The sequence below is a fragment of the Bradyrhizobium elkanii USDA 76 genome, assembly GCF_023278185.1.
In the GTDB taxonomy this organism is placed as follows: Bacteria; Pseudomonadota; Alphaproteobacteria; order Rhizobiales; family Xanthobacteraceae; genus Bradyrhizobium; species Bradyrhizobium elkanii.
Map to the genome: position 1 here is coordinate 8,455,240 of NZ_CP066356.1, position 17,970 is coordinate 8,473,209.

Genomic DNA, 17,970 nt, shown 5'->3' on the forward strand with positions numbered 1-17,970 from the left:
CAATGTTACGCTGATCTGGTTTAATCGAGGCTGTTGCGAAAACTCGTGAGAGAGCCTCATCGACTTTCTGTCCGGATACTTGATCATGTCGGGCTTTCGACATCGCGTCGTCAATCGGACAAGCGAGGAAGGCAACAGAACAAGGGTCGAAAGTTGTCGGGTCACTCGTACCCAATTTGACGTCAGCCAGTGAGCCGTATAAACCGCACGAGGTGCCTGGCATCGACGTTGCATAACGACTGATAGACAAATAGGAATCACCCACTCGCCTTGACGTCATCATCGGTGAGCAGGCTCCGCCGGAATGGATGCACAATCAGGCGCATCCGGCAGCACAGGACAGCTGCCGGCTTCTAGAATGGAAAAGGTCAAGCGTGTCGGATGTTTTCGGATCGTTTAATCCGGCGGATTGAGGTGCAAGGCGCAGAAACGGCACTGCGGCCTCGCGTAGCGAAGATCGCTATCACCGGATCGATGTGCCGCACGGACTACCGAACCCACATCGCTGCCAGCGCAGTACAGTCGCTTCAGGGGCGCTTCAACAACCGGAGAGGCGCGGTGAGATGAATAGCTCAATCTCCAACCGCGCGAATTGTTCTGAGATCAAGGAGGATGCGATGCCCGACGTCAAAGGCATTCCGCTTGATGCGCCTCTTTACCATGGGGGCAAAAATCGTGGCGGTGCGTTTCTCGGCTGCCAAGCCATAAACCTTATGTTCAGCGTGGGGCACGAGGCGAATTGTTTATTGCCGAAGGAACTAGCACCTGCAGCAAACCCTGCAATCGCCATTGTGGGGGTCGCGAGCTATCGCTCAAGCACTGTCGGGCCATACTTGGAGTGCTATTCAGGAATTCAAGTTCGTGATCCCGACGGCGAGACTGGCTACTACATCCCTTACATTTACGTGACGGTAAATGATGCAGCTCTCGCCTCGGGACGAGAGGTTCTTGGTGCTCCAAAAAAGCTGGCGCACATTAGACTGATCAGAGAAGGCGGTCTAATTCAGGGTACGCTCGAGCGTCCGAAAGGCAAGCGCCTGCTGACCCTTACCGCTCAACCAGACGAGCGCATGAGCTCGGATTCGCGGCAGATGTATTCTGCGCGGACGAATTTCTACTCGGTTCGGCAGCTGCCGCCCATCATTGAGTCCGGGAAGGGAGAGGTCACGCAACTCGTCAAATGGTGTACGGACCGAACGTTGCGACGCGACGAGCGTGGCGAAGAAGTTCTATTTACTGGACCAACCTCCCTAACTTACGACTCCCCCTCGATTATCGATCCCGTGCACAACTTGACAGTTGGCCAAGCCCTGCTCGGCACATACGAGGAGTATGACGCAAGGCTCGAGGCCATTGATATCCTTTCGGAGGAATCAAACCCGGTAAACGATGATCGACGAGCTTGAAGAATTCATCCAATCCTAAATTGCTGCCAGCGCTGTCGGTTTGCCAGCTGACGGGCGGTATGTGGGGTTCACCTCCCCGGCGACTCATTCTGGAAGATGGTCGACAAGGCCGGCTTCAAGACCCACGTCTACAACAAGAATAGCGGCAATAAGGAGAAGAAGGCCGACGTGGCGATCGCCACAGCCATGATGGATGGGCGTTCAACATCATCGACAAGGACAACGACGATATCCTGCTGGTTGCCTCGTCAGAAGCAGACGAAAGAGCTGCGCCGGACATGTCGGCTACGGGCCCAAAAGCGCAAACCCGCATTTCTCTGCAGCTCGCTTCGCCCGCCGCAACGTGCTTTCAAGAAAAACGACATAGCAGTTGACTCTTTCTGAATACACTTTCCGATGGCGCGGACTTGATGATGCGCCTAAATGGTTTGCGATGCGCAATACAGCGCGGCGCGATATAGCCGCGGGGAGGCAACATGGGGAACACCCTTGTTGTACACGCGAAACGTCTGCCTCAGTCGCAGAAAGCGCGACGGGCGGCGCAGTATGTCCGCATGTCGACGGATTACCAGCAATACTCGATTGAGAATCAGGCAGTGGTCATCGCGACCTACGCCGAACTTCACAAGCTAACCATCGTCCACACCTATCGTGACGAGGGAGAAAGCGGCCTCAGAATCGAAAACCGGGGGGGCCTTACCGAACTGGTTGAAGACGTGCAATCGGGACGCGCTGACTTCGCTCATCTGCTTGTCTTCGACGTGAGCCGATGGGGACGCTTTCAGGACGTTGACGAGAGCGCGCACTACGAGTTCATCTGCCGCAGGGCGGGCGTCGAGGTTGCTTATTGCGCGGAGCAATTCGACAATGACGGAAGCCTTCTCGCCAGCATCATGAAGAATATTAAGAGAGTGATGGCGGCTGAGTTCAGTCGGGAACTCTCCGCCAAAGTTTTCGCAGGGTCAGTCCGGCTGACGCATCGCGGCTTCAAAATGGGCGGCCCTACGGCTTACGCGTTCCAACGACGTCTCGTCGACGATCAATGCAGACCGAAGGGCATTTTAACGATCGGCCAGCGCAAATCTTTGCTTACCGACCATGTCAAGCTCATCCCCGGTGCGCCCGATCAAGTCGAGATCGTGAATTGGATTCTCCACGAATATCTCCGTCACAAATCGCAGGCCACCATTGCCCGAGAGCTCAACCAGCGAGGGATCTTGAATAGCCAGGGAAGACCGTGGCTTGGAAAGGCTGTCGGTGACCTCCTCCGGAACGAAGCTTATATCGGCGTTCTGACCTACAATCGCAAAAGCAGAAAACTTGGCGCCAAGGTGACGCGCAACCCAAGGGAGCTCTGGATCAGAAAAGAGAATGCCATCGAACCTATCGTCCATCGCGACGCATTCCGGCGCGCGCAAAAGATTATGGGTGAGGGGCGCGTCAGCATTCCCGAAGAGGAAATGTTGCTTCGGCTCCGTAAGGTCCTGATGAAGAAAGGCAAGCTTAGTAAGACGATTATCAATTCAAGTCCGGGACTGCCGTCCATGTCATCGTATGTTTTGCACTTCGGCGCGCTGCGGAACATCTACCGTCTTATTGGGTACAACGGCAATCAAGAATGGTTTGACAAATACGCGTCGCACCAACGGTGGGCCGCCCTTCAGCTTAGCAATGCTGCTCGCCTTCGAGACGCCTTCGAGAGACTTGGTCGCAGTGCCACCCTCAATGCTTCGACTGAATGTCTTCGAATCGACAATGTCGTGAATGTCGTCTTTCGGGTCGCGAGATGCCGCAACTATGAAAACCGGCCCTTGCGCTGGACGCTGCAATACCGCGTGAGGTGGCCGAAGGGATGGGTTGTCGCGGTTCGGCTGGACGAGAAGAACGAAGCGATCTTCGACTATGTCTTGATGCCCTCGGCGTGGCTCACCTTCAGTCGTCGCATGTTCTGGTTCTCAAAGGAAGTCTATAAGGGCCGCACCATAAACCGATTTGACACGTTCGAAGCGCTGTCACGCTTCCTCATCGAATGCGTCGGCAAGGAAAAGCCTTCGTGAGTCTAACACCGCAGATGAAGAAGCCGTTGAAGGCGGCAACTCGCCACGCGACATCGCAACTGCCTTGAACAAGAAAGGCGTACCCGGGCCACGTGGCGGCGCCTGGAACGCCTCGACCATTGACGGTAGCCGCAAGCGCTTGAACGGCATCCTTCAGTACGCCGGGCGGATCATCTGGAACCGCCAAAGGTTCATAAAGGTCCCGGAGACCGGCAAGCGCATCAGCCGCGAAAACCCGCGCGAGCAGTGGATGACTGCTGAGGCAAACGATCTGCACGCGCATGAAGGAAACTGGTTTCTGTGATAACCGGCGCACGGTGCCGCTCGAAGCGATTGAAGCCACGGTTCTAGAGGGGCATCGAGCAGATACTCGCGGTCTGCTGAGATCATGCGTCGGTTTCTTCCAGCTCGGCGATACGCTTGCGCAGCGCGGCGACTTGGCGGCCCAGCTTCCATATCTCGTCGCCGGCCCAGTAGGCGCCGCGCTGGGCGATTTCCTTGCGAACGTCGTCTGCTTCCGCGATCTCGCAGCGGATGACGCTGTCAAAGGCTTCGATGATCAGGTCTCGCACGGGTTATTACCACCTTTTCGGAGCGTGCCGGGGCCATCAGATGCCGGCTTTTGCCGGCCGCGTTGCTCAAATACGTAGAGCGCTCCCTACGGAGCGCTCTACGATCGTCAGTTACGCCTTCGGCAAACTGCCGGCGCGCAAGATGGCTTACGCCTGCCGTACGAGGTTTTCTGGATGCGACGATAGGAAATACCATTCGGCCATGTCAACGTTTAAGTTGTATTCTTTTGTATAACACGTATTGAGTCATTAATTATATCGACACACAAAGGTGCACCGTGTTTGAATCGCGCGATGAAGCGTAGAATCAAACCGAACTCGCAGATGGCGGACTATGAAGTCGTCCTCACCTTCGATGACGGACCGCGGCCGCCGAACACGGATAAGGTGTTGGCTGCGCTCGCACAGGAATGCGCGCGAGCCACGTTCTTTCTGGTGGGCCGATCCTCGGCGGAATTTCCCGAGCTCGTGCGGCGTATGGCCGCCCAGGGCCACACCGTAGCGCACCACAGCTGCCGATCGACGTGATAAGCAGATTGCCCATCCCGGGCCACGAAAACACCGTCTCAACAAGGATTGAGCCCGTGACCACTCCCCCAACAAGCAACCCGAGCACCGTCAATATGGCACGGCCGCGTTCGGCAACGCATGATGGATCAAGATACGCCAGACCGGGATGTCGCGTAGCGGACCGAGTTTGAGCTTCGTCATGGCGTTCCTCCCTTGCCGTAGGGTGCCAATACCAAATCGCGGGTAACGATGACCCGCACGGGGAAACCTGGCCGGATGGTCAGCGTCGGCTGGATGTTGAGCTGGCGCTGCAGATCTGCTGGCCAGTCTGGCTGATGCTGCTAGGTCGTCCAGCGACTCGGCATAGACGACGTATCGCTCCGGGGAGGACCGCCTTGTGCGGTTTGATGGAGGATGAAGACATAGGCGTATGACTGACCATATGCCTATGCCGAAGGTTTCCCGACTTGAAGTCGTCTCGACAGGCGCTCGACGTCGTTGGACATTGGAAGAAAAGCAGCGAATCGTCACCGAGAGCTATGGCGGGCCACGTCTGGTGTCGGTCACGGCACGACGTAACGGGCTGTCGACAAGCCAATTGTTCACGTGGCGCCGGTTGGCGCGGGAAGGCAAGTTGAGCGGGGATGCCGCGCCGGTGCTTGTTCCGGTTGAGATGACGCCTGCGGCGGCTCCGATCTCGAGTGGCGCGCCACAACCGGTGTCTTCACCGCCTGCGCAACGTGCACGGGCCGGCATTATCGAGATCGAGCTTGGGGGCGGCTGTCGCGTGCGCGTTGACCGGGACGTGGACGCGGAGGCGCTGCAGCGGGTTCTTGAGCTTCTGAGACGGCGATGATCCCGATCCCGAGCGGCGTCAGGGTCTGGATCGCCACCGGCCACACCGACATGCGCCGCGGGATGCAAAGCCTGGCGCTTGCGGTCCAGGAGAGCCTGAAGCGCGATCCTCATGCTGGCGATCTCTACATCTTCCGGGGTCGCCGCGGCGATCTGGTCAAGATCCTCTGGCATGACGGGCTGGGCATGTCGCTCTACGCCAAGCGCCTGGATCGCGGCAAGTTCATATGGCCTTCGGCGTCGGACGGCGCAGTATCGATCTCGGCGGCGCAGATGGGTCCAGAAACTAAAGGTCCCAAACGTGAAAATCCTAAACATCTCGAATTTTTCAGAAGGACTCTTGGCTGTCGATAGCGATCGCGCCGACGCGTTTTGTTCGGACGACGCGATCCTCTACACTTTGCGACAAAAGCCGGCTCGCGACCGTCTGGAGGTCGTCGGCCGCCCGCTCTCCTTCGAGCCGTACGGGTTAATGATGCGCCGTGACGACTCTGCGTTTCGCTTGGCTGTCAACAAGACGCTGGCCGAGCTCTTTCGCTCGGGAGAGATAACATCTCTCTACCACAAGTGGTTTGACCAATTTGGAATTCCACTGAGCGAGAAGCTCGAGACCGTTTTGCAAGCGCAAGCAGTCCCTCAATAGCGGCTGGGTCGAATGCTCTCCTACAATTGGAACTGGAGTATTCTCTTCCAGCAGCCGCAGCTTGGATGGCTGCTGGAAGGTCTGCGTCTCACAATAGTCATGGCGGTGGTGAGCTTCCTCCTAGCGCTTGCGATCGGAACCTTAGTCGGTACAGCCCGCACTGCTCGATCGAGAGCGGTGCGTGGAATAGGCTTCGTCTACACAGCTCTCTTTCGGAACGTGCCATTGCTGATCCAGATGTTCCTGTGGTTCTACGTCTTTCCGGAGCTCCTGCCCTCAAATCTTGGACGCTGGGTGAAGCGGGATTGGGCGTGCTTGTCGTCCCTTATGGCGATCGATACGTACGGTTGGTCATCTACGCTGGAATAGGACGGGATCAGATCGATGCGGTCTTGAGCGCTTTTTCGGAGATAGGCCAAAGCTTAGAGGCGAAATACCCCGATACACTGTCGACATCCTAAGCCGCGGGCATCGTGCGAAGCGCGTGGGACGCCGACTGCCCACGTGCATCGATCACGGTCCCGGCCGCGTTTGAGGCTAGATCACGTCGAGGAACACCGACCAAGAAATAATAGCGGGATTATAGCCAGTGTTTTGAGGCCTAGCACCATGGCATGAGTTGACGTATGAAAACTCGTGCGATTGTAGCCTGGAATGTGCGTCGGATTCGCGTGAATCGGGGTATCTCGCAGGAGCAATTGGCTTGGAAGGCCGGGATCGACCGCTCCTACATGAGTAGTCTTGAGCGGCAATCGAAGAACCCGACGATTGATCTTCTCGACCGCATCGCCGAAACGCTGGACGTGCAGTTGTCCGAGTTCTTTGTTCTGCCGCCCAAAGGTGCTAGGTCTCCGAAGACCTTGCCTAAAAGCCGCAAGCCAGCGGGTCCACGTCGCAAGAAAAAATAGCGAATTTCAACGGCTTCTACGTAGCCAATTGAGGGACTTAGAACACCAATTTCGCCCGACAAGCCTTCTTTGCCGGCCGAACAGGGCTGTGATTAAATTGGAGTGCGTTTCACAGCACGGGAGTGAGTGACGACTGGTTGCCGGATGCAGGTTCGCGAAATGCATTGGCGGGCGCGGTCGCATCGGAAGAGGAGACTTCGATAATCGCAATTGCCTCGACTTTTTCAACCATTTGTACGCAGCCGATTGACCACGGCAACCGGGTTCATCCCCACTGGGGCGATCTTTCGTAGTCCACGTGTGATGTGTCCGGAGGCGCAAAGGCGCGGAGATTACGCCTCATCAGGCAAGTCTATTGGAGCGCCAATTGAGCTTGAAGAATATCTGATCGATTCGCCGTGATCTCGGGATGCCCCGGCTGTGGGAAGTCCACGCTGCTGACCGAACTCGGCCGACGCGGCTACGCGACGATAGATGAGCCTGGACGCCCGGTCGTAAGGAAGGAATTGGAGTCGGGCGTTCCCGCGTTGCCCGGGACAGGTATTGAAGCGCGCCTGCACAGTGCGTTTGATCTTTCCCTTGAAAACCTGACGCGAGCGAGTGCGTTCGACGGCTGGGTTTATTCGATCGCGGCCTGATCGACGCCGCAGCGGGTCTCGAACGCGTGACAGGCGAGCCGGCGACAAGGAACTCGGACAGGCACGCCACTATCATCGACGCGTGTTCATCGCTTCCGCCTTGGCCGGCCATCCACGCGACCGATCAAGAGACGCGTCATGATTTCGAGGATGCCTGTCGAAAACGAGCATCTTCTGAAGGTTTTCCCGATGCTCGGCTATGAAGTGGCACTACTCCCAAACTCAGCGTGGTGGAAAGGGCCGATTTCGTTCTTTGAGTGCCGACGTCCAACGAACATCACCAATTATAAACACGTGCAGTCGAACGGAAATCCATGGCAAGGGCCGCTATGGCGAATCAATTGTCAGCCTGCTGCCGTGAATCTGCCGAACGGGCACTGAAAACGGATCGAAGTCCTTCAGGCAACGCACGTTCACTGCCCATCCGTCGAACGGCCGAATGCCGGCTTCGCGTTCTGCTGCGGTGGGCTGGCTTGGTTTGCGGAACGGCAAAATACCGCAAACCGGGCAAAAATAGTCAGCCGCAGTGAATAAACCCCAGCGATAGACCGACAACTCCTGGAGGGGCGTCAGGAGCCGGAAGTCGCCCTCGGCGACGCGATAAATCAGCGCGCCACGCTTCGAGCAGATAGAGCAGTCGCAAACCCGCACATGGTCGATATCGGCGTCGATCTCGAAACGGACGGTGCCGCAGTGACACGAGCCGGTGTACGTCTTCATCATCGGCGGTTTGTCTCTAGAAGCCCGACCGAAGATAGATCAACGGATGGGGCCTGACAAAATCTCGTTGATCCTGTTCGCAAACACATAATAGCCGCAACTCCGCCAGCAAGTCACGGGCGCGGCGCGCTGATTGGCTCCTGGCTTACTCGCTCGATTGGAGTCGAGAAGAACTCGGGTGGAAGAAATGCCAGTCGTCGCCTTGAGACACACACCGTCTAAAGATACGCCCGCTTCAATGGCGAGGTCATTGGTTAACCAGTCTGGGAAATCGAGCGTGAATGTGCGAACACTATCCGTGTCTTCGACTGAGGCAATCTTGGCAACGCTTGTACAATTGTCGCAAACACAGGATCCCCCCTCATCCCGTTGACATCACTCGCTAGGTCGCAGTCGATCCTGGCAGGCCGTCGAGGGATATAGCTCGCATCAGACGGTCGCATACGGGGCCAGGGGGTCGCCTCTGATCGAGTTGATCCAGGGGAGGGCATGCATTTCGCAGTTGAGCACGCGGGTCGCCTAACACTTTTTGGATGGTCCACGATCCGCTCGCCGTCGGCGGCGGACATCGTTCGTCCGCTATCCTCCAACCCGCCAGACAGCCAATCGATCCAGAGCCGACCGTCGGGGTTGAGCATCACTCGCCTGGGGACGAGTCAGTCTGCTGGGCATCCTCCGGGATTTCTTGCCGCAGTTTCGGCCCTTGATTGAGCCGGCGGCCCAATGCGGCAAGGAAATTATCATAACGCGCTCCGGCCTGTGCTCTCGCGGCCTTGGCGGCGGGTTCGGGGAGTGATGGTGTTGTCGTGAGCCAGAAGCGGATGAAGAGAGCGATAGTCTCGACCGAAATCCCGACATCCCGCTCAAGGCGCGCGATCCGGCGGTCGATCTGGTCAAGACGCTTGGCAGTAGCAGCCTCTCGCCGTTCATCGGCGTCCGGCGACAGAAAGGAAGCGATCGCGGCTTCCGCGATAAGCGACAGCGACTGCTCGCGCCGGGCGGCGTAGGCCGATAGCGCCTTCATGACATCAGGATCGAGATAGACCGACAGCTGAGCCTTCTTTTTTGTCCCGATCATGGCTACCTCACAATCCGAGATCGTCGCCGGGATCGAGGGAGGCTTGGCGCGCCACGCCCTGCATCATGTCGTTCATGCGCCTGATCCGCGGGACATCTTCATCGAGCTCATCCACGAGGTCCGAAGCGAACTCGTTCTCGAGTGGTTCCTTATTCTCCACCGTGTCTCGATCGAGTTCCGGCTGCTGCCTGCGGTCGGCGGCCTTTGGATCTTCGTCATCCGTCTGGTCGTCGTTCAACGTCTCCAATGCCCTTGGGCGCGGCGGCAATGGCCTTGAGCTCCAATCGTCCAACCGGCCGCCATTGGATTTCGTCAGCATCGGCGGCGCCATGATGCGCTCCTGGAAACGTCTATCTTCGTAATAGCGCGCCTTCTTCGCCCGAATCGGATGGAGGCCCGACATCATGACGATCTCGTCGGAGGGCGGGAGCTGCATCATCTCGCCGGGCGTGAGCAGCGGGCGGGCGGTCTCGGACCGCGACACCATGAGGTGGCCCAGCCAAGGCGCCAGCCGGCTGCCGGCATAGTTCTTCATCGCCTTCATCTCGGTCGCCGTGCCGAGCGCGTCGCTCACGCGCTTTGCGGTGCGCTCGTCGTTGGTCGCAAAGCTGACCCGGACGTGGCAGTTGTCAAGGATCGAGTTGTTGGGCCCGTAGGCCTTCTCGATCTGGTTCAGCGACTGAGCAATCAGGAAACTCTTGATGCCGTATCCGGCCATGAAGGCCAGCGCAGACTCGAAGAAGTCGAGCCGGCCGAGCGCCGGGAATTCGTCGAGCATCAGGAGGAGCCGGCGCCGGCCGGCCTTGGCTTGCAGATCCTCGGTCAAGCGGCGGCCTATCTGGTTGAGGATCAGACGGATCAGCGGCTTGGTGCGATTGATGTCGGAGGGCGGCACGACAAGGTACAGCGTGGTCGCTCGCTCTCCGCCAACGATATCGGTAATCCGCCAGTCGCAGCACCGCGTCACCTCCGCCACCACGGGATCTCGGTAAAGGCCCAGGAACGACATGGCGGTGCTCAAGACACCGGAGCGTTCGTTGCCGGACTTGTTCAGCAACTCGCGGGCAGCGGACGCGACGACGGGATGAACACCGGCCTCGCCGAGATGCGCGGTTCGCATCATTGCGGCAAGCGTCGTCTCAATGGGCCGCTTGGGATCGGACAAGAAGGCTGCGACACCGGCGAGCGTCTTGTCTTCCTCGGCATAGAGGACGTGGAGGATCGCGCCGACCAGCAGGGCGTGACTGGTTTTCTCCCAATGGTTCCGCTTCTCGAGGCTGCCCTCCGGGTCGACCAGAATGTCGGCAATGTTCTGGACGTCGCGCACCTCCCACTCGCCGCGGCGCACCTCGAGCAACGGGTTATAGGCCGACGACTTCGCGTTGGTCGGATCGAACAGAAGGACACGGCCGTGTCGGGCGCGAAAGCCGGCAGTGAGCTGCCAGTTCTCCCCCTTGAGGTCGTGGACGATAGCCGAGCCCGGCCACGTCAAGAGCGAAGGGATGACGAGGCCGACGCCCTTGCCCGATCGCGTGGGTGCGAAGCACAGGACATGCTCCGGTCCATCATGGCGAAGATAGGTGCGCTCGAACCGGCCGAGCACCACGCCGTCGGGTCCAAGCAATCCAGCCTGCTCGATCTCCTTTGCCTTCGCCCACCGCGCGGACCCATAAGTCTCGGCATTCTTCGCTTCGCGGGCGCGCCAGACCGACATACCGATCGCGACCGCCGCAGCGATGATGCCGCCGGATGCCGCGATGAAGGCGCCCTCGGTGAAGATTGAGGGCGCGTAAGCATCGTAGGCATACCACCACCAGAAGAAGGCAGGCGGAAGGTAGAACGGAAAATGGAGCAGCTCGAACCAGGGCTGCCCGAGCTGCGGCTGAAAGCCGAGGCGCCAAGCCGTCCATTCCGTCGCGGCCCAGATCGTGAGCAGGACGATGCCGAAGACCATGATGACCTGCCCCCAAAGAATCTTGGTCGCCGACATGGCGGCCGCCCTCTCCTGACGTCGGTGATTGGAAGGATCACTCACAAGCCGAGCCCCCGGTTGCGCCCAAAACCCCAATCGATGCCGCCATCCGCGCGCGCGACGCCAGAGACATGCCGGCCGAGCTGTTTATCGAGTGAGGGCGTCCAAGGCACGAGCTGGAAGCCGAGACCGTCGTCGATCATGGCGAAGCGGCCGGAGGCGAGCGCGAAGCGCTGCCGATAGGTGCCTGCCACATACTCGCCGCTAGCCGACGGGTTGAACGGCTGACCGGTCTCGGCGGCGAGCTGCTTGCCGAGATCCTCTAACTCCCGACGGCGCAGCGTGCCGATAAGGTTTTTCGCGAACACCAGTCCACGCGCCTGGCGTTCGGCGAGCCCCTGCCCGATGAGCTGCTCGGGCCGCCGTTCCATAGCGTCGCGGACCTCGGCGCCGAAGCCGCCCTGGCCAAGCGCCACAGGGTCGCGCGCGACGGCCTGCCGATCGAGCCATGTCGCGCCGCTCGCGGTCACCTGCGCTTCGATCGAGAGATCGGAGCGGACGGCAAGCGCCACGCGACGCTGCCCTCTTGCGTCATCGAATTTGCGAAGCTCGACGATTGAGCCTGGCGCGCTGTCGCCGGCAGCGTCGAGGTCGGGCAGCCGGATGTGGTGGGTGCGGCCGTCGACCCCGTCGACCACGGCATAGGCGGTCGCCTTGAGCTCGTCGTCGAGACCGCGATCAACGAGACGCCCGATGACGGGGACGTCAAGATTTTCGCCTGATAACACGTAACTCGCGCTCCCGCGCTCGATGCCGCGTTCGGTCAAGCTGCGGTGGATACGCTTGATGATGTCGCCGCGTTCGCCGAGCTCGCGCAAGGTCGTTTCGGCGGCCTCGTCCATGGACCATTGGCCGGGCCCGAGTTGATGAGCGAGGCCAAGACTTTCCAAGTGTCGCAGCCGGCCAACCTTCAACGCATGGAATTGATCGGGCTGCTGCTCGGGACGCGGCGCAAGGTCGATAACACCGTGCTGGTTTGCATCGCGAACAAGCTGGCGATCGAGCTGCGTCCAGCGCTCGGCTCCGATCTGGCTCTCGAGCGAGCGACGAATGTCGAGATCGGAGCGCAGTCCAAGTTCCTGGGTGACCAGGTCCTGGGCGCGGGCGCGCATCCCTTCCTTGATGTAGTCGCGGGAGATGACGAGGTCTTGGCCGTCCTCTGCGACGCCGCGCACGATGATGTGGACGTGGGGGTGCTGGGTGTTCCAGTGATCGACCCCCACCCAGTCGAGCTTGGTACCCAGATCCACTTCCATCTGGCCGACCAATTCGCGGGCGAAACCCTTGAGGTCGGCCATGTCAGGCGCGTCCTCGGGGGAGACGATGAAGCGGAAATGGTGGCGGTCATTCTGACAGCGCTCGGCGAAGGCCTTGGGATCGGCATCCTCGGTGCCCGGGCCGAACAGGTGGGCCTTCTCCCCGTCCCGGGTCACGCCTTCGCGCCGGAGATAGCCGAGATGCGTCGCGAGCGGCGCCGACCTCGCCCTGTGCCGGACGACCCGGGTCTTGATGGTCACCAGACGCGAGCGGCCGGTGAGCAGACGGTTTGCCCGCACGCTGGCGGCTCGGCCGCGGCCGAAGCGCGAATGACGGTGGCTGACGAGCTGGCCGGCTCGCGAAATGCCGCCGCCAGCGCGTTGAGCGGCGGCAAGCGCCTGGGCGATGAAGGGCTTGGCCCGCTGGCTCCTCGAGGAGCGGATGCGGCCGGGCCGTGGTTGAAAATCGCTGTCTTCAGCCATGGCCAGCCTCGACAATGTGCGGAATGCAGAATCCCTGCAACGGGTTGATAGTCGAGCGCACATTGCGCGCCGAAGCCGCACATTGCGGACCCGAGGAAAAATAGCAGCACAAACAACCAACCGACCGAGCCGCACATTGCGGCCTTTTATCTCGCCATCGTTCGGTCGGTACTCGCGGAAGCCCCCACTGTTTGCGAGTGTTTGCGATAGCGATCGTTACGCGAAGGGCCGAGACACCCGTAGGGTGGCTCGGTGAGGAGCGAAGCGACGAGTAGAGCGCGGGCCGAAGGCATCGCCCGTATGACTGTGTTGCAGCGTTTCGAATGCAAACCGAATGTTCGTCAAGGGGCGCCAGCGAACCTGGAAACTGACAGCTGATATCGCGAGCTGCCCGATGTGCAGCCGCCGCAACAAGGGTGCCTGCAGACGTACCGCGATCCGCGCATTGACGTTGAAGATGCCGTGCAGTCATTGCGATCGCCCCATGGCCGAGAGCGCGACGAACAGGCCCTCCGACTGCGGCGCAATCGCCGAAATATCGTGCACCGTAGTGCCGACTGAGCCGCCGTGCGCGGGTTGATCGAGCGCCGCTCGCGCGCCAGGGGACGGCCCGTCAGCGTGGTCGAAGAACAGCGGCGCCCGCGTCCAGGATGAACGAGAAGAAGCCGCGAGGAGAAGAGGTCCTGGCGCTCCCTCCGCGTCGACAAAAGGGACGATGGCCGCGACATAGGCTGTCGTCTCCGCGGGCAGTGGACGGTGTCTATCCCGAAACTCCTCGTAGCGGCCGGGACCTGCATTATAGGCCGCGAGAAAGCCCGGCGAGCCGTAACGGTCGTGCAGTTCGCGAAGAAAGGCGGCGCCGGCGAGGATGTTGTCACGGGGATCAAAGGGATCGCGCCCGAGACCATAGCGCGCGCGCATGTCCGCCCAAGTCTTGGGCATGAGTTGCATCAGGCCGAGTGCGCCTTTGGGTGAGACGGCACGCCGATCGCCATTGCTCTCGACCCGCATGACGGCTCGTATCCATGCAGCCGGAATGCCAAAGCGCTGCGCGGCCTCTGCCACATGAGATGCGTAGTGATCGCTCGCCGGTTGACTTCGTGCCGGTGCTCTCTGCCCGGACACTGCTGCCGTTGGCCCGCCAATCACCAGCAGGCCGGTAAGGAGGAGAACGGCAAGGCTCGCCCTGTCTCCGCCATCATGGCGAGGCGTCTTGCTGCCTACCGGCGGTGCGCACGGACCACCGGTTTGACCGCCGCTGTGCGTGGCGGCCGCCCGACGGTTGCGTGGACCCGAGTTATGAGAGGGCTTTTCCCCGAACAAGGGGGTGGACCGTTGATGCGCCTGGTTGGCGGCACGCGCGACAGGATCCTGCATGCAATCAGTCCCGCTCGGCGCGTTGGGGCTGACGATTCCAGTTCAGCGTCCAGGCCGCTTTGTCGTTGCCCGACTGGAAGAGATTTGCGCGGATCGGCCGCGGCAGCGCCGGGTCGTCGATGACGAGCGAAACGTAATCGCCGGCCTTCTCGCCGGTCCGCTTCCAACCTGCGCCGATCTCCGGGCCATCGGCATCGCCGAGGCGGATACGGTAGTCCGGCGCGTTCTCGGCATCCGAGGATTCGGCCGGGACGAGGGTGAGAATCCGCTCGAAGAACAGCGTTTCAACGCGACCGGTGAAGCCGGACTTATCGCGCGTGAACTGGCCGATTTGTGCCATGGGAAAGCTCCTGGGTTGCTGGGTTGGAAACGGGTCAATGAGTGGCGGCGCGCCAGACGAAACGGCCGTCGGCGGCTTCGTCCGTCCAAAGCGGGACTGCGCGCGCGACGATCGAGCTGACGGGGAGCGCGCCGAAATAGCGGCCGTCCAGGCTGTCTGGGACGGTCGGGTTCATGAGAAAGACCTCGCCCGGTTCGAGGGTATGGCAACCGCTCCAACGCGGCAGCGGACGGCCGCGATGATCGTGCTCGTGTGCGGCGCCGACATCGACAGCATCGACCGTGATGGCATCGCCCGACCGGCACACGGTTTGCCCGGGCAGCGCCATCACACGCTTCAGCAGCGGCAGACCTTTTGGAAGAAAGCCGCCATCGGCAAGGAAGCTGGCGATCGGTTCCGGCAGCCGTACCGCGACCAGTTCCAAGTCGCGCAGCTCTCCGAGCGGATGCAGCGCGTAGAGCCCTATTGGCGTGCTCGCGGTAGCGTTCCAAATCAGCCGCGGCGCAGGATGAACGAGGGCCAGGGCGCCGGCGACCAGCGCCGCAAGGTAGGTCAACATGAGATAGCCGAAGCGGGTCATGGCGTGACGCTCCGGCGCTTGAGCCAGGCGATATGCTGCTCGCGCGTGTAGGCGCGCGGCACATGGTCGGCGGCGAGACGGTTGTGGAGATGCCGCCAGTATTCGGGTGCGGCGTCAGCCGGATCGATGGAGAGCGCCTCGATGGCGTCGATGGCCTGCAACACGCGCTCGACCTTCGGCCAGCTATCAACGCGCAGCAGGATTTCGCCACCGGGGCGGACGAAGGGCAGCGTCTGATAGCGCTGCCCGGCTTCCACGGCACGCACGATGTCCATGCGCGACACCACGGTGCCATAGTCGTTCGATGCCCAGCGGACGAAGCCGAAGATGCTGCCCGGCTCAAAGCTCGAGATGCTGCGGCGACGGTCGAGAATCTTCTCCTCCGCGCGGCGGCCGAAGCGCAGCCAGTGCTCGATCCGCTTCTCGATCCAGGTCAGCTCGACATGGGTGAGCGCGACATCCCGTCGATGCGAGGGCGGCACTGCACGCGGCGGCAAGGCTTCATTGTCGTTCATGACGGTTCTCCGGGGCGTCAGCGGGGAACTCTCGCGCCAGCAATTCGCGCAGCATGTCGGCGACGGTCACGCCGCGCTGGAACGCGGCGACCTTGATGCGGCCGCGCAGCGTGGGCGTGACGTCAATCGTCAGGCGCGCGGTGAATGCGGCAGCATCATTCACGCTGCGTGGCGGCGTATCACTGGCTTTGATCCAGCTCTCGGCATCGCCCGGACGCGAGGCGAAGCCGCGTTTGATAGAGCGGTCGCTCATGGCGCGAACCTCGCAACTTCTGCCGCGAGCGCGGCGATCTCGCGGGCGGCGGCGCTCTGCTCGACGAACTCGAAGACGAGCCGTCCGGACTGAGCGGCGTCGGCGAAGACAACGCGTTGGCCGATGGTGCTGGCGAGCACCGGCGGATCGTGGTCGGCGAGAGTTTCGGCAGTCTCGCGGGCGATGATCGTGCGCGCGCCGCAGCGGTTGAGCACAAAGCGAGCAGGAAGCTGCGGACGATAGATGCGAGCCTCTCGCAGCAGAGCGAGCATCTCGGCCGAGGCCCAGCCGTCGAATGGCGACGGCTGCACGGGGATCAACACGAGATCCGCCGCCAGCAGCGCCGAACGCATCAGTCCCGCGACGCGCGGCGGTCCGTCAATGACGACATGATCGGCGGTGCGTGCGATTTCCGGCGCCTCGCGGTGGAGCGTATCGCGCGCGAGGCCAACGACGCCGAATAGCCGTGCGACATTCTCCCGCGCACGCTGCTGCGACCAGTCCAATGCGGAGCCCTGGGGGTCAGCGTCGATCAGCGTCACGCGCTTTCCGCGCAGCGCCCATACGCCGGCGAGGTGCAGGGCGAGCGTGGTCTTGCCGACACCGCCTTTCTGGTTGAGCACGGCGACGATCATCGCATGCCTCCCGTCTTGCGACCTGAAAGCGGCAGAGATGGTTGGCTTGGGTGCTCGGTTGGCGGCTGAGCGCGGATGTCGGTGTTATCCGCAAGACGCGCGGCCCCACTACAACAGTTAGATTCTAAGTTAGACTCTAAGTTAGGGCAGGCGATCGTGTTTCCTGGCCAAAGCGTTAGCTGTGGTTTGCACTCCCGGAATCCCGATACCGGCACGCCCGGAGTCCCGATAGTGTGAACGCCCGAAGTCCCGAGCTGATTCACAGCGCCGTCCACAGGAGCTGTGAATGACTTCGATGGCAGGATGCGCAATAGCTCTCGGCGTTCCCTGCGTTCGATGCTCAGGCAGTAGCCTGGCAGCGGTTGACGTGCCGCGATCCGGCGGAGATCAAAGGCGAAGTCTGCAGGCTTGGCGAGGCTGCCGGATTTCTCATGGAGGTGTGCGACCTCGAACAGCCAACCTCTCGGCTGGCGGCCAGCATGCTTGCGCGCGACGCGGTAGAGCCAGCGCTCGATCCCACCAGTCAGGCTGAAATAGGCCGGATCGATCGTGAGAACGAGTGAGCGATCGATGACGCCGCGATAGAGCCAGTCGGGAAGGACGAATTCCATTCCCTGCACCCGACCGTCGCGCGTCGCGCATTCCTCCCATTCGTTGATCCATGAGAACTGGTGGCGCCGCCAATGCTCCCCCTGCCGGATGCTGGTGCGGATGACGGTCGCCTGCAGGCGGGCCAATGCCCCCTTCAAGAGCTTGTAGTCGCGGGCGCCGGTCTGCCGGCCGACTGCGGTCAGAAGCTGGTAGGGTGTGAAGCGCAGGAAGCGCGAGGTCTTCAGACCGAGGTTCTCGGCCTCGACAATCTGGCTCGCCGCCCAAATCAGCACGTCGGCATCCCAAATGGTCGCCATACCGTGCTCAGGAACTGCATAGACTTCGACACACACGTCGCCGGTCTGGTAGAGGATCGGTCTTGTTCGCTTGGCCTTGGCGAGCGAAAAGAACGGGCGCTCCATCAGGTCGCGTTGATCACGCGGGCTGGCATCACCGGTGGCGACAACGAACGGGTCGAGCTTGCTTCGCTCGCTGGGTGTGATGAGGCGACGCGACGACAT

Annotated in this window: 24 protein-coding genes and 2 pseudogenes; 11 read left to right on the top strand and 15 right to left on the bottom strand. The window is 61.0% G+C overall.

Annotated features, from left to right (window positions below):
* Nucleotides 1-563: 563 nt before the first annotated feature.
* The 4 genes from JEY66_RS40050 to JEY66_RS40065 all read left to right on the top strand — a co-directional run bounded on the left by JEY66_RS40050 (nucleotide 564) and on the right by JEY66_RS40065 (nucleotide 3,767).
* The gene (locus JEY66_RS40050; protein ID WP_011082860.1) at nucleotides 564-1,406 is read left to right on the top strand and encodes an acetoacetate decarboxylase family protein; all 843 of its coding nucleotides are present in this window, start codon (nucleotides 564-566) and stop codon (nucleotides 1,404-1,406) included.
* Between the two features lie 96 nt (nucleotides 1,407-1,502).
* On the top strand, nucleotides 1,503-1,790 hold the full coding sequence (locus tag JEY66_RS40055) for a hypothetical protein (RefSeq protein WP_011082861.1): 288 nt from the start codon (nucleotides 1,503-1,505) through the stop codon (nucleotides 1,788-1,790).
* A gap of 92 nt (nucleotides 1,791-1,882) precedes the next feature.
* Nucleotides 1,883-3,463: a recombinase family protein gene (locus JEY66_RS40060; RefSeq protein WP_011082862.1), complete on the top strand. Its 1,581-nt coding sequence runs from the start codon at nucleotides 1,883-1,885 to the stop codon at nucleotides 3,461-3,463.
* Between the two features lie 64 nt (nucleotides 3,464-3,527).
* Complete coding sequence (locus JEY66_RS40065; RefSeq protein WP_014490262.1) at nucleotides 3,528-3,767, top strand: recombinase family protein; 240 nt, start codon at nucleotides 3,528-3,530, stop codon at nucleotides 3,765-3,767.
* A gap of 82 nt (nucleotides 3,768-3,849) precedes the next feature.
* Here JEY66_RS40065 and JEY66_RS40070 read toward each other — a convergent pair whose 3' ends face one another.
* Nucleotides 3,850-4,035, bottom strand: a complete 186-nt coding sequence (locus JEY66_RS40070; protein ID WP_011082864.1) for a hypothetical protein — start codon at nucleotides 4,033-4,035, stop codon at nucleotides 3,850-3,852.
* Nucleotides 4,036-4,359: 324 nt separating this feature from the next.
* Between JEY66_RS40070 and JEY66_RS40075 the strand changes: the two genes are divergently transcribed.
* The gene (locus tag JEY66_RS40075) at nucleotides 4,360-4,563 is read left to right on the top strand and encodes a polysaccharide deacetylase family protein (RefSeq protein ID WP_223154120.1); all 204 of its coding nucleotides are present in this window, start codon (nucleotides 4,360-4,362) and stop codon (nucleotides 4,561-4,563) included.
* Between the two features lie 179 nt (nucleotides 4,564-4,742).
* Here the strand turns inward: JEY66_RS40075 and JEY66_RS45595 are convergent.
* Nucleotides 4,743-4,897 (bottom strand): annotated as a pseudogene (locus JEY66_RS45595) (TrbI/VirB10 family protein); the annotation flags it as partial.
* A gap of 78 nt (nucleotides 4,898-4,975) precedes the next feature.
* Here JEY66_RS45595 and tnpA point away from each other — a divergent pair.
* From tnpA to JEY66_RS40100, 5 genes are all read left to right on the top strand, one after another.
* Nucleotides 4,976-5,401 (top strand): IS66-like element accessory protein TnpA, encoded by a 426-nt coding sequence (gene tnpA / locus JEY66_RS40080; RefSeq protein ID WP_011082866.1) that lies wholly within the window; start codon nucleotides 4,976-4,978, stop codon nucleotides 5,399-5,401.
* Entirely contained in the window at nucleotides 5,398-5,754 is a 357-nt protein-coding gene (gene tnpB / locus JEY66_RS40085) for an IS66 family insertion sequence element accessory protein TnpB (RefSeq protein WP_011082867.1), read from the top strand. Before tnpA ends, tnpB begins: the two co-directional genes overlap by 4 nt.
* Nucleotides 5,741-6,043, top strand: a complete 303-nt coding sequence (locus JEY66_RS40090) for a transporter substrate-binding domain-containing protein (RefSeq protein ID WP_014490263.1) — start codon at nucleotides 5,741-5,743, stop codon at nucleotides 6,041-6,043. The genes tnpB and JEY66_RS40090 overlap by 14 nt, the downstream gene beginning before the upstream one ends.
* A gap of 12 nt (nucleotides 6,044-6,055) precedes the next feature.
* The gene (locus JEY66_RS40095; RefSeq protein WP_011082869.1) at nucleotides 6,056-6,412 is read left to right on the top strand and encodes an ABC transporter permease subunit; all 357 of its coding nucleotides are present in this window, start codon (nucleotides 6,056-6,058) and stop codon (nucleotides 6,410-6,412) included.
* 257 nt (nucleotides 6,413-6,669) lie between these two features.
* A complete protein-coding gene (locus JEY66_RS40100) occupies nucleotides 6,670-6,951 on the top strand; it encodes a helix-turn-helix domain-containing protein (protein ID WP_011082870.1) in 282 nt (93 codons plus the stop codon).
* A gap of 109 nt (nucleotides 6,952-7,060) precedes the next feature.
* Here JEY66_RS40100 and JEY66_RS45235 read toward each other — a convergent pair whose 3' ends face one another.
* Complete coding sequence (locus JEY66_RS45235) at nucleotides 7,061-7,183, bottom strand: hypothetical protein (RefSeq protein WP_256379488.1); 123 nt, start codon at nucleotides 7,181-7,183, stop codon at nucleotides 7,061-7,063.
* Nucleotides 7,184-7,349: 166 nt separating this feature from the next.
* Between JEY66_RS45235 and JEY66_RS40105 the strand changes: the two genes are divergently transcribed.
* A complete protein-coding gene (locus JEY66_RS40105) occupies nucleotides 7,350-7,589 on the top strand; it encodes an AAA family ATPase (RefSeq protein WP_011082871.1) in 240 nt (79 codons plus the stop codon).
* A gap of 327 nt (nucleotides 7,590-7,916) precedes the next feature.
* Here the strand turns inward: JEY66_RS40105 and JEY66_RS40110 are convergent, their stop codons facing one another.
* The 12 genes and pseudogenes from JEY66_RS40110 to JEY66_RS40165 all read right to left on the bottom strand — a co-directional run bounded on the left by JEY66_RS40110 (nucleotide 7,917) and on the right by JEY66_RS40165 (nucleotide 17,970).
* A complete protein-coding gene (locus JEY66_RS40110; protein WP_014490264.1) occupies nucleotides 7,917-8,312 on the bottom strand; it encodes a GFA family protein in 396 nt (131 codons plus the stop codon).
* 536 nt (nucleotides 8,313-8,848) lie between these two features.
* Nucleotides 8,849-8,950 (bottom strand): annotated as a pseudogene (locus JEY66_RS40115) (P-type conjugative transfer ATPase TrbB); the annotation flags it as partial.
* Nucleotides 8,947-9,387 (bottom strand): ribbon-helix-helix protein, CopG family, encoded by a 441-nt coding sequence (locus JEY66_RS40120; protein ID WP_011082874.1) that lies wholly within the window; start codon nucleotides 9,385-9,387, stop codon nucleotides 8,947-8,949. The pseudogene JEY66_RS40115 and the gene JEY66_RS40120, both read right to left, overlap by 4 nt.
* A gap of 7 nt (nucleotides 9,388-9,394) precedes the next feature.
* On the bottom strand, nucleotides 9,395-11,377 hold the full coding sequence (locus JEY66_RS40125; protein ID WP_018269525.1) for a conjugal transfer protein TraG: 1,983 nt from the start codon (nucleotides 11,375-11,377) through the stop codon (nucleotides 9,395-9,397).
* Between the two features lie 41 nt (nucleotides 11,378-11,418).
* A complete protein-coding gene (locus JEY66_RS40130; protein ID WP_018269524.1) occupies nucleotides 11,419-13,158 on the bottom strand; it encodes a relaxase/mobilization nuclease domain-containing protein in 1,740 nt (579 codons plus the stop codon).
* Nucleotides 13,159-13,626: 468 nt separating this feature from the next.
* Nucleotides 13,627-14,535, bottom strand: coding sequence for a lytic transglycosylase domain-containing protein (locus tag JEY66_RS40135; RefSeq protein ID WP_011082877.1), 909 nt, complete (start codon nucleotides 14,533-14,535; stop codon nucleotides 13,627-13,629).
* A 4-nt stretch (nucleotides 14,536-14,539) separates the two neighbouring features.
* A complete protein-coding gene (locus JEY66_RS40140) occupies nucleotides 14,540-14,875 on the bottom strand; it encodes a DUF736 domain-containing protein (protein WP_011082878.1) in 336 nt (111 codons plus the stop codon).
* 34 nt (nucleotides 14,876-14,909) lie between these two features.
* Nucleotides 14,910-15,455: a S26 family signal peptidase gene (locus tag JEY66_RS40145; RefSeq protein ID WP_011082879.1), complete on the bottom strand. Its 546-nt coding sequence runs from the start codon at nucleotides 15,453-15,455 to the stop codon at nucleotides 14,910-14,912.
* Entirely contained in the window at nucleotides 15,452-15,970 is a 519-nt protein-coding gene (locus JEY66_RS40150; protein ID WP_011082880.1) for a DUF2840 domain-containing protein, read from the bottom strand. Before JEY66_RS40150 ends, JEY66_RS40145 begins: the two co-directional genes overlap by 4 nt.
* Nucleotides 15,957-16,223, bottom strand: coding sequence for a ribbon-helix-helix protein (locus JEY66_RS40155; RefSeq protein WP_011082881.1), 267 nt, complete (start codon nucleotides 16,221-16,223; stop codon nucleotides 15,957-15,959). Before JEY66_RS40155 ends, JEY66_RS40150 begins: the two co-directional genes overlap by 14 nt.
* Complete coding sequence (gene parA / locus JEY66_RS40160) at nucleotides 16,220-16,858, bottom strand: ParA family partition ATPase (protein ID WP_011082882.1); 639 nt, start codon at nucleotides 16,856-16,858, stop codon at nucleotides 16,220-16,222. Before parA ends, JEY66_RS40155 begins: the two co-directional genes overlap by 4 nt.
* Entirely contained in the window at nucleotides 16,855-17,970 is a 1,116-nt protein-coding gene (locus JEY66_RS40165; RefSeq protein WP_014490269.1) for a replication initiator protein A, read from the bottom strand. The genes parA and JEY66_RS40165 overlap by 4 nt, the downstream gene beginning before the upstream one ends.

Excerpts from the sequence above, each read along its gene's own strand:
- JEY66_RS40050 (WP_011082860.1), top strand. The coding sequence starts at position 564 with ATGAATAGCTCAATCTCCAACCGCGCGAATTGTTCTGAGATCAAGGAG.
- JEY66_RS40055 (WP_011082861.1), top strand. The coding sequence starts at position 1,503 with ATGGTCGACAAGGCCGGCTTCAAGACCCACGTCTACAACAAGAATAGC.
- JEY66_RS40060 (WP_011082862.1), top strand. The coding sequence starts at position 1,883 with ATGGGGAACACCCTTGTTGTACACGCGAAACGTCTGCCTCAGTCGCAG.
- JEY66_RS40075 (WP_223154120.1), top strand. The coding sequence starts at position 4,360 with ATGGCGGACTATGAAGTCGTCCTCACCTTCGATGACGGACCGCGGCCG.
- tnpA (WP_011082866.1), top strand. The coding sequence starts at position 4,976 with ATGACTGACCATATGCCTATGCCGAAGGTTTCCCGACTTGAAGTCGTC.
- tnpB (WP_011082867.1), top strand. The coding sequence starts at position 5,398 with ATGATCCCGATCCCGAGCGGCGTCAGGGTCTGGATCGCCACCGGCCAC.
- JEY66_RS40095 (WP_011082869.1), top strand. The coding sequence starts at position 6,056 with ATGCTCTCCTACAATTGGAACTGGAGTATTCTCTTCCAGCAGCCGCAG.
- JEY66_RS40100 (WP_011082870.1), top strand. The coding sequence starts at position 6,670 with ATGAAAACTCGTGCGATTGTAGCCTGGAATGTGCGTCGGATTCGCGTG.
- JEY66_RS45235 (WP_256379488.1), bottom strand. The coding sequence starts at position 7,183 with ATGGTTGAAAAAGTCGAGGCAATTGCGATTATCGAAGTCTCCTCTTCC.
- JEY66_RS40110 (WP_014490264.1), bottom strand. The coding sequence starts at position 8,312 with ATGATGAAGACGTACACCGGCTCGTGTCACTGCGGCACCGTCCGTTTC.
- JEY66_RS40120 (WP_011082874.1), bottom strand. The coding sequence starts at position 9,387 with ATGATCGGGACAAAAAAGAAGGCTCAGCTGTCGGTCTATCTCGATCCT.
- JEY66_RS40125 (WP_018269525.1), bottom strand. The coding sequence starts at position 11,377 with ATGTCGGCGACCAAGATTCTTTGGGGGCAGGTCATCATGGTCTTCGGC.
- JEY66_RS40130 (WP_018269524.1), bottom strand. The coding sequence starts at position 13,158 with ATGGCTGAAGACAGCGATTTTCAACCACGGCCCGGCCGCATCCGCTCC.
- JEY66_RS40135 (WP_011082877.1), bottom strand. The coding sequence starts at position 14,535 with ATGCAGGATCCTGTCGCGCGTGCCGCCAACCAGGCGCATCAACGGTCC.
- JEY66_RS40140 (WP_011082878.1), bottom strand. The coding sequence starts at position 14,875 with ATGGCACAAATCGGCCAGTTCACGCGCGATAAGTCCGGCTTCACCGGT.
- JEY66_RS40145 (WP_011082879.1), bottom strand. The coding sequence starts at position 15,455 with ATGACCCGCTTCGGCTATCTCATGTTGACCTACCTTGCGGCGCTGGTC.
- JEY66_RS40150 (WP_011082880.1), bottom strand. The coding sequence starts at position 15,970 with ATGAACGACAATGAAGCCTTGCCGCCGCGTGCAGTGCCGCCCTCGCAT.
- JEY66_RS40155 (WP_011082881.1), bottom strand. The coding sequence starts at position 16,223 with ATGAGCGACCGCTCTATCAAACGCGGCTTCGCCTCGCGTCCGGGCGAT.
- parA (WP_011082882.1), bottom strand. The coding sequence starts at position 16,858 with ATGATCGTCGCCGTGCTCAACCAGAAAGGCGGTGTCGGCAAGACCACG.
- JEY66_RS40165 (WP_014490269.1), bottom strand. The coding sequence starts at position 17,970 with ATGTCGTCGCGTCGCCTCATCACACCCAGCGAGCGAAGCAAGCTCGAC.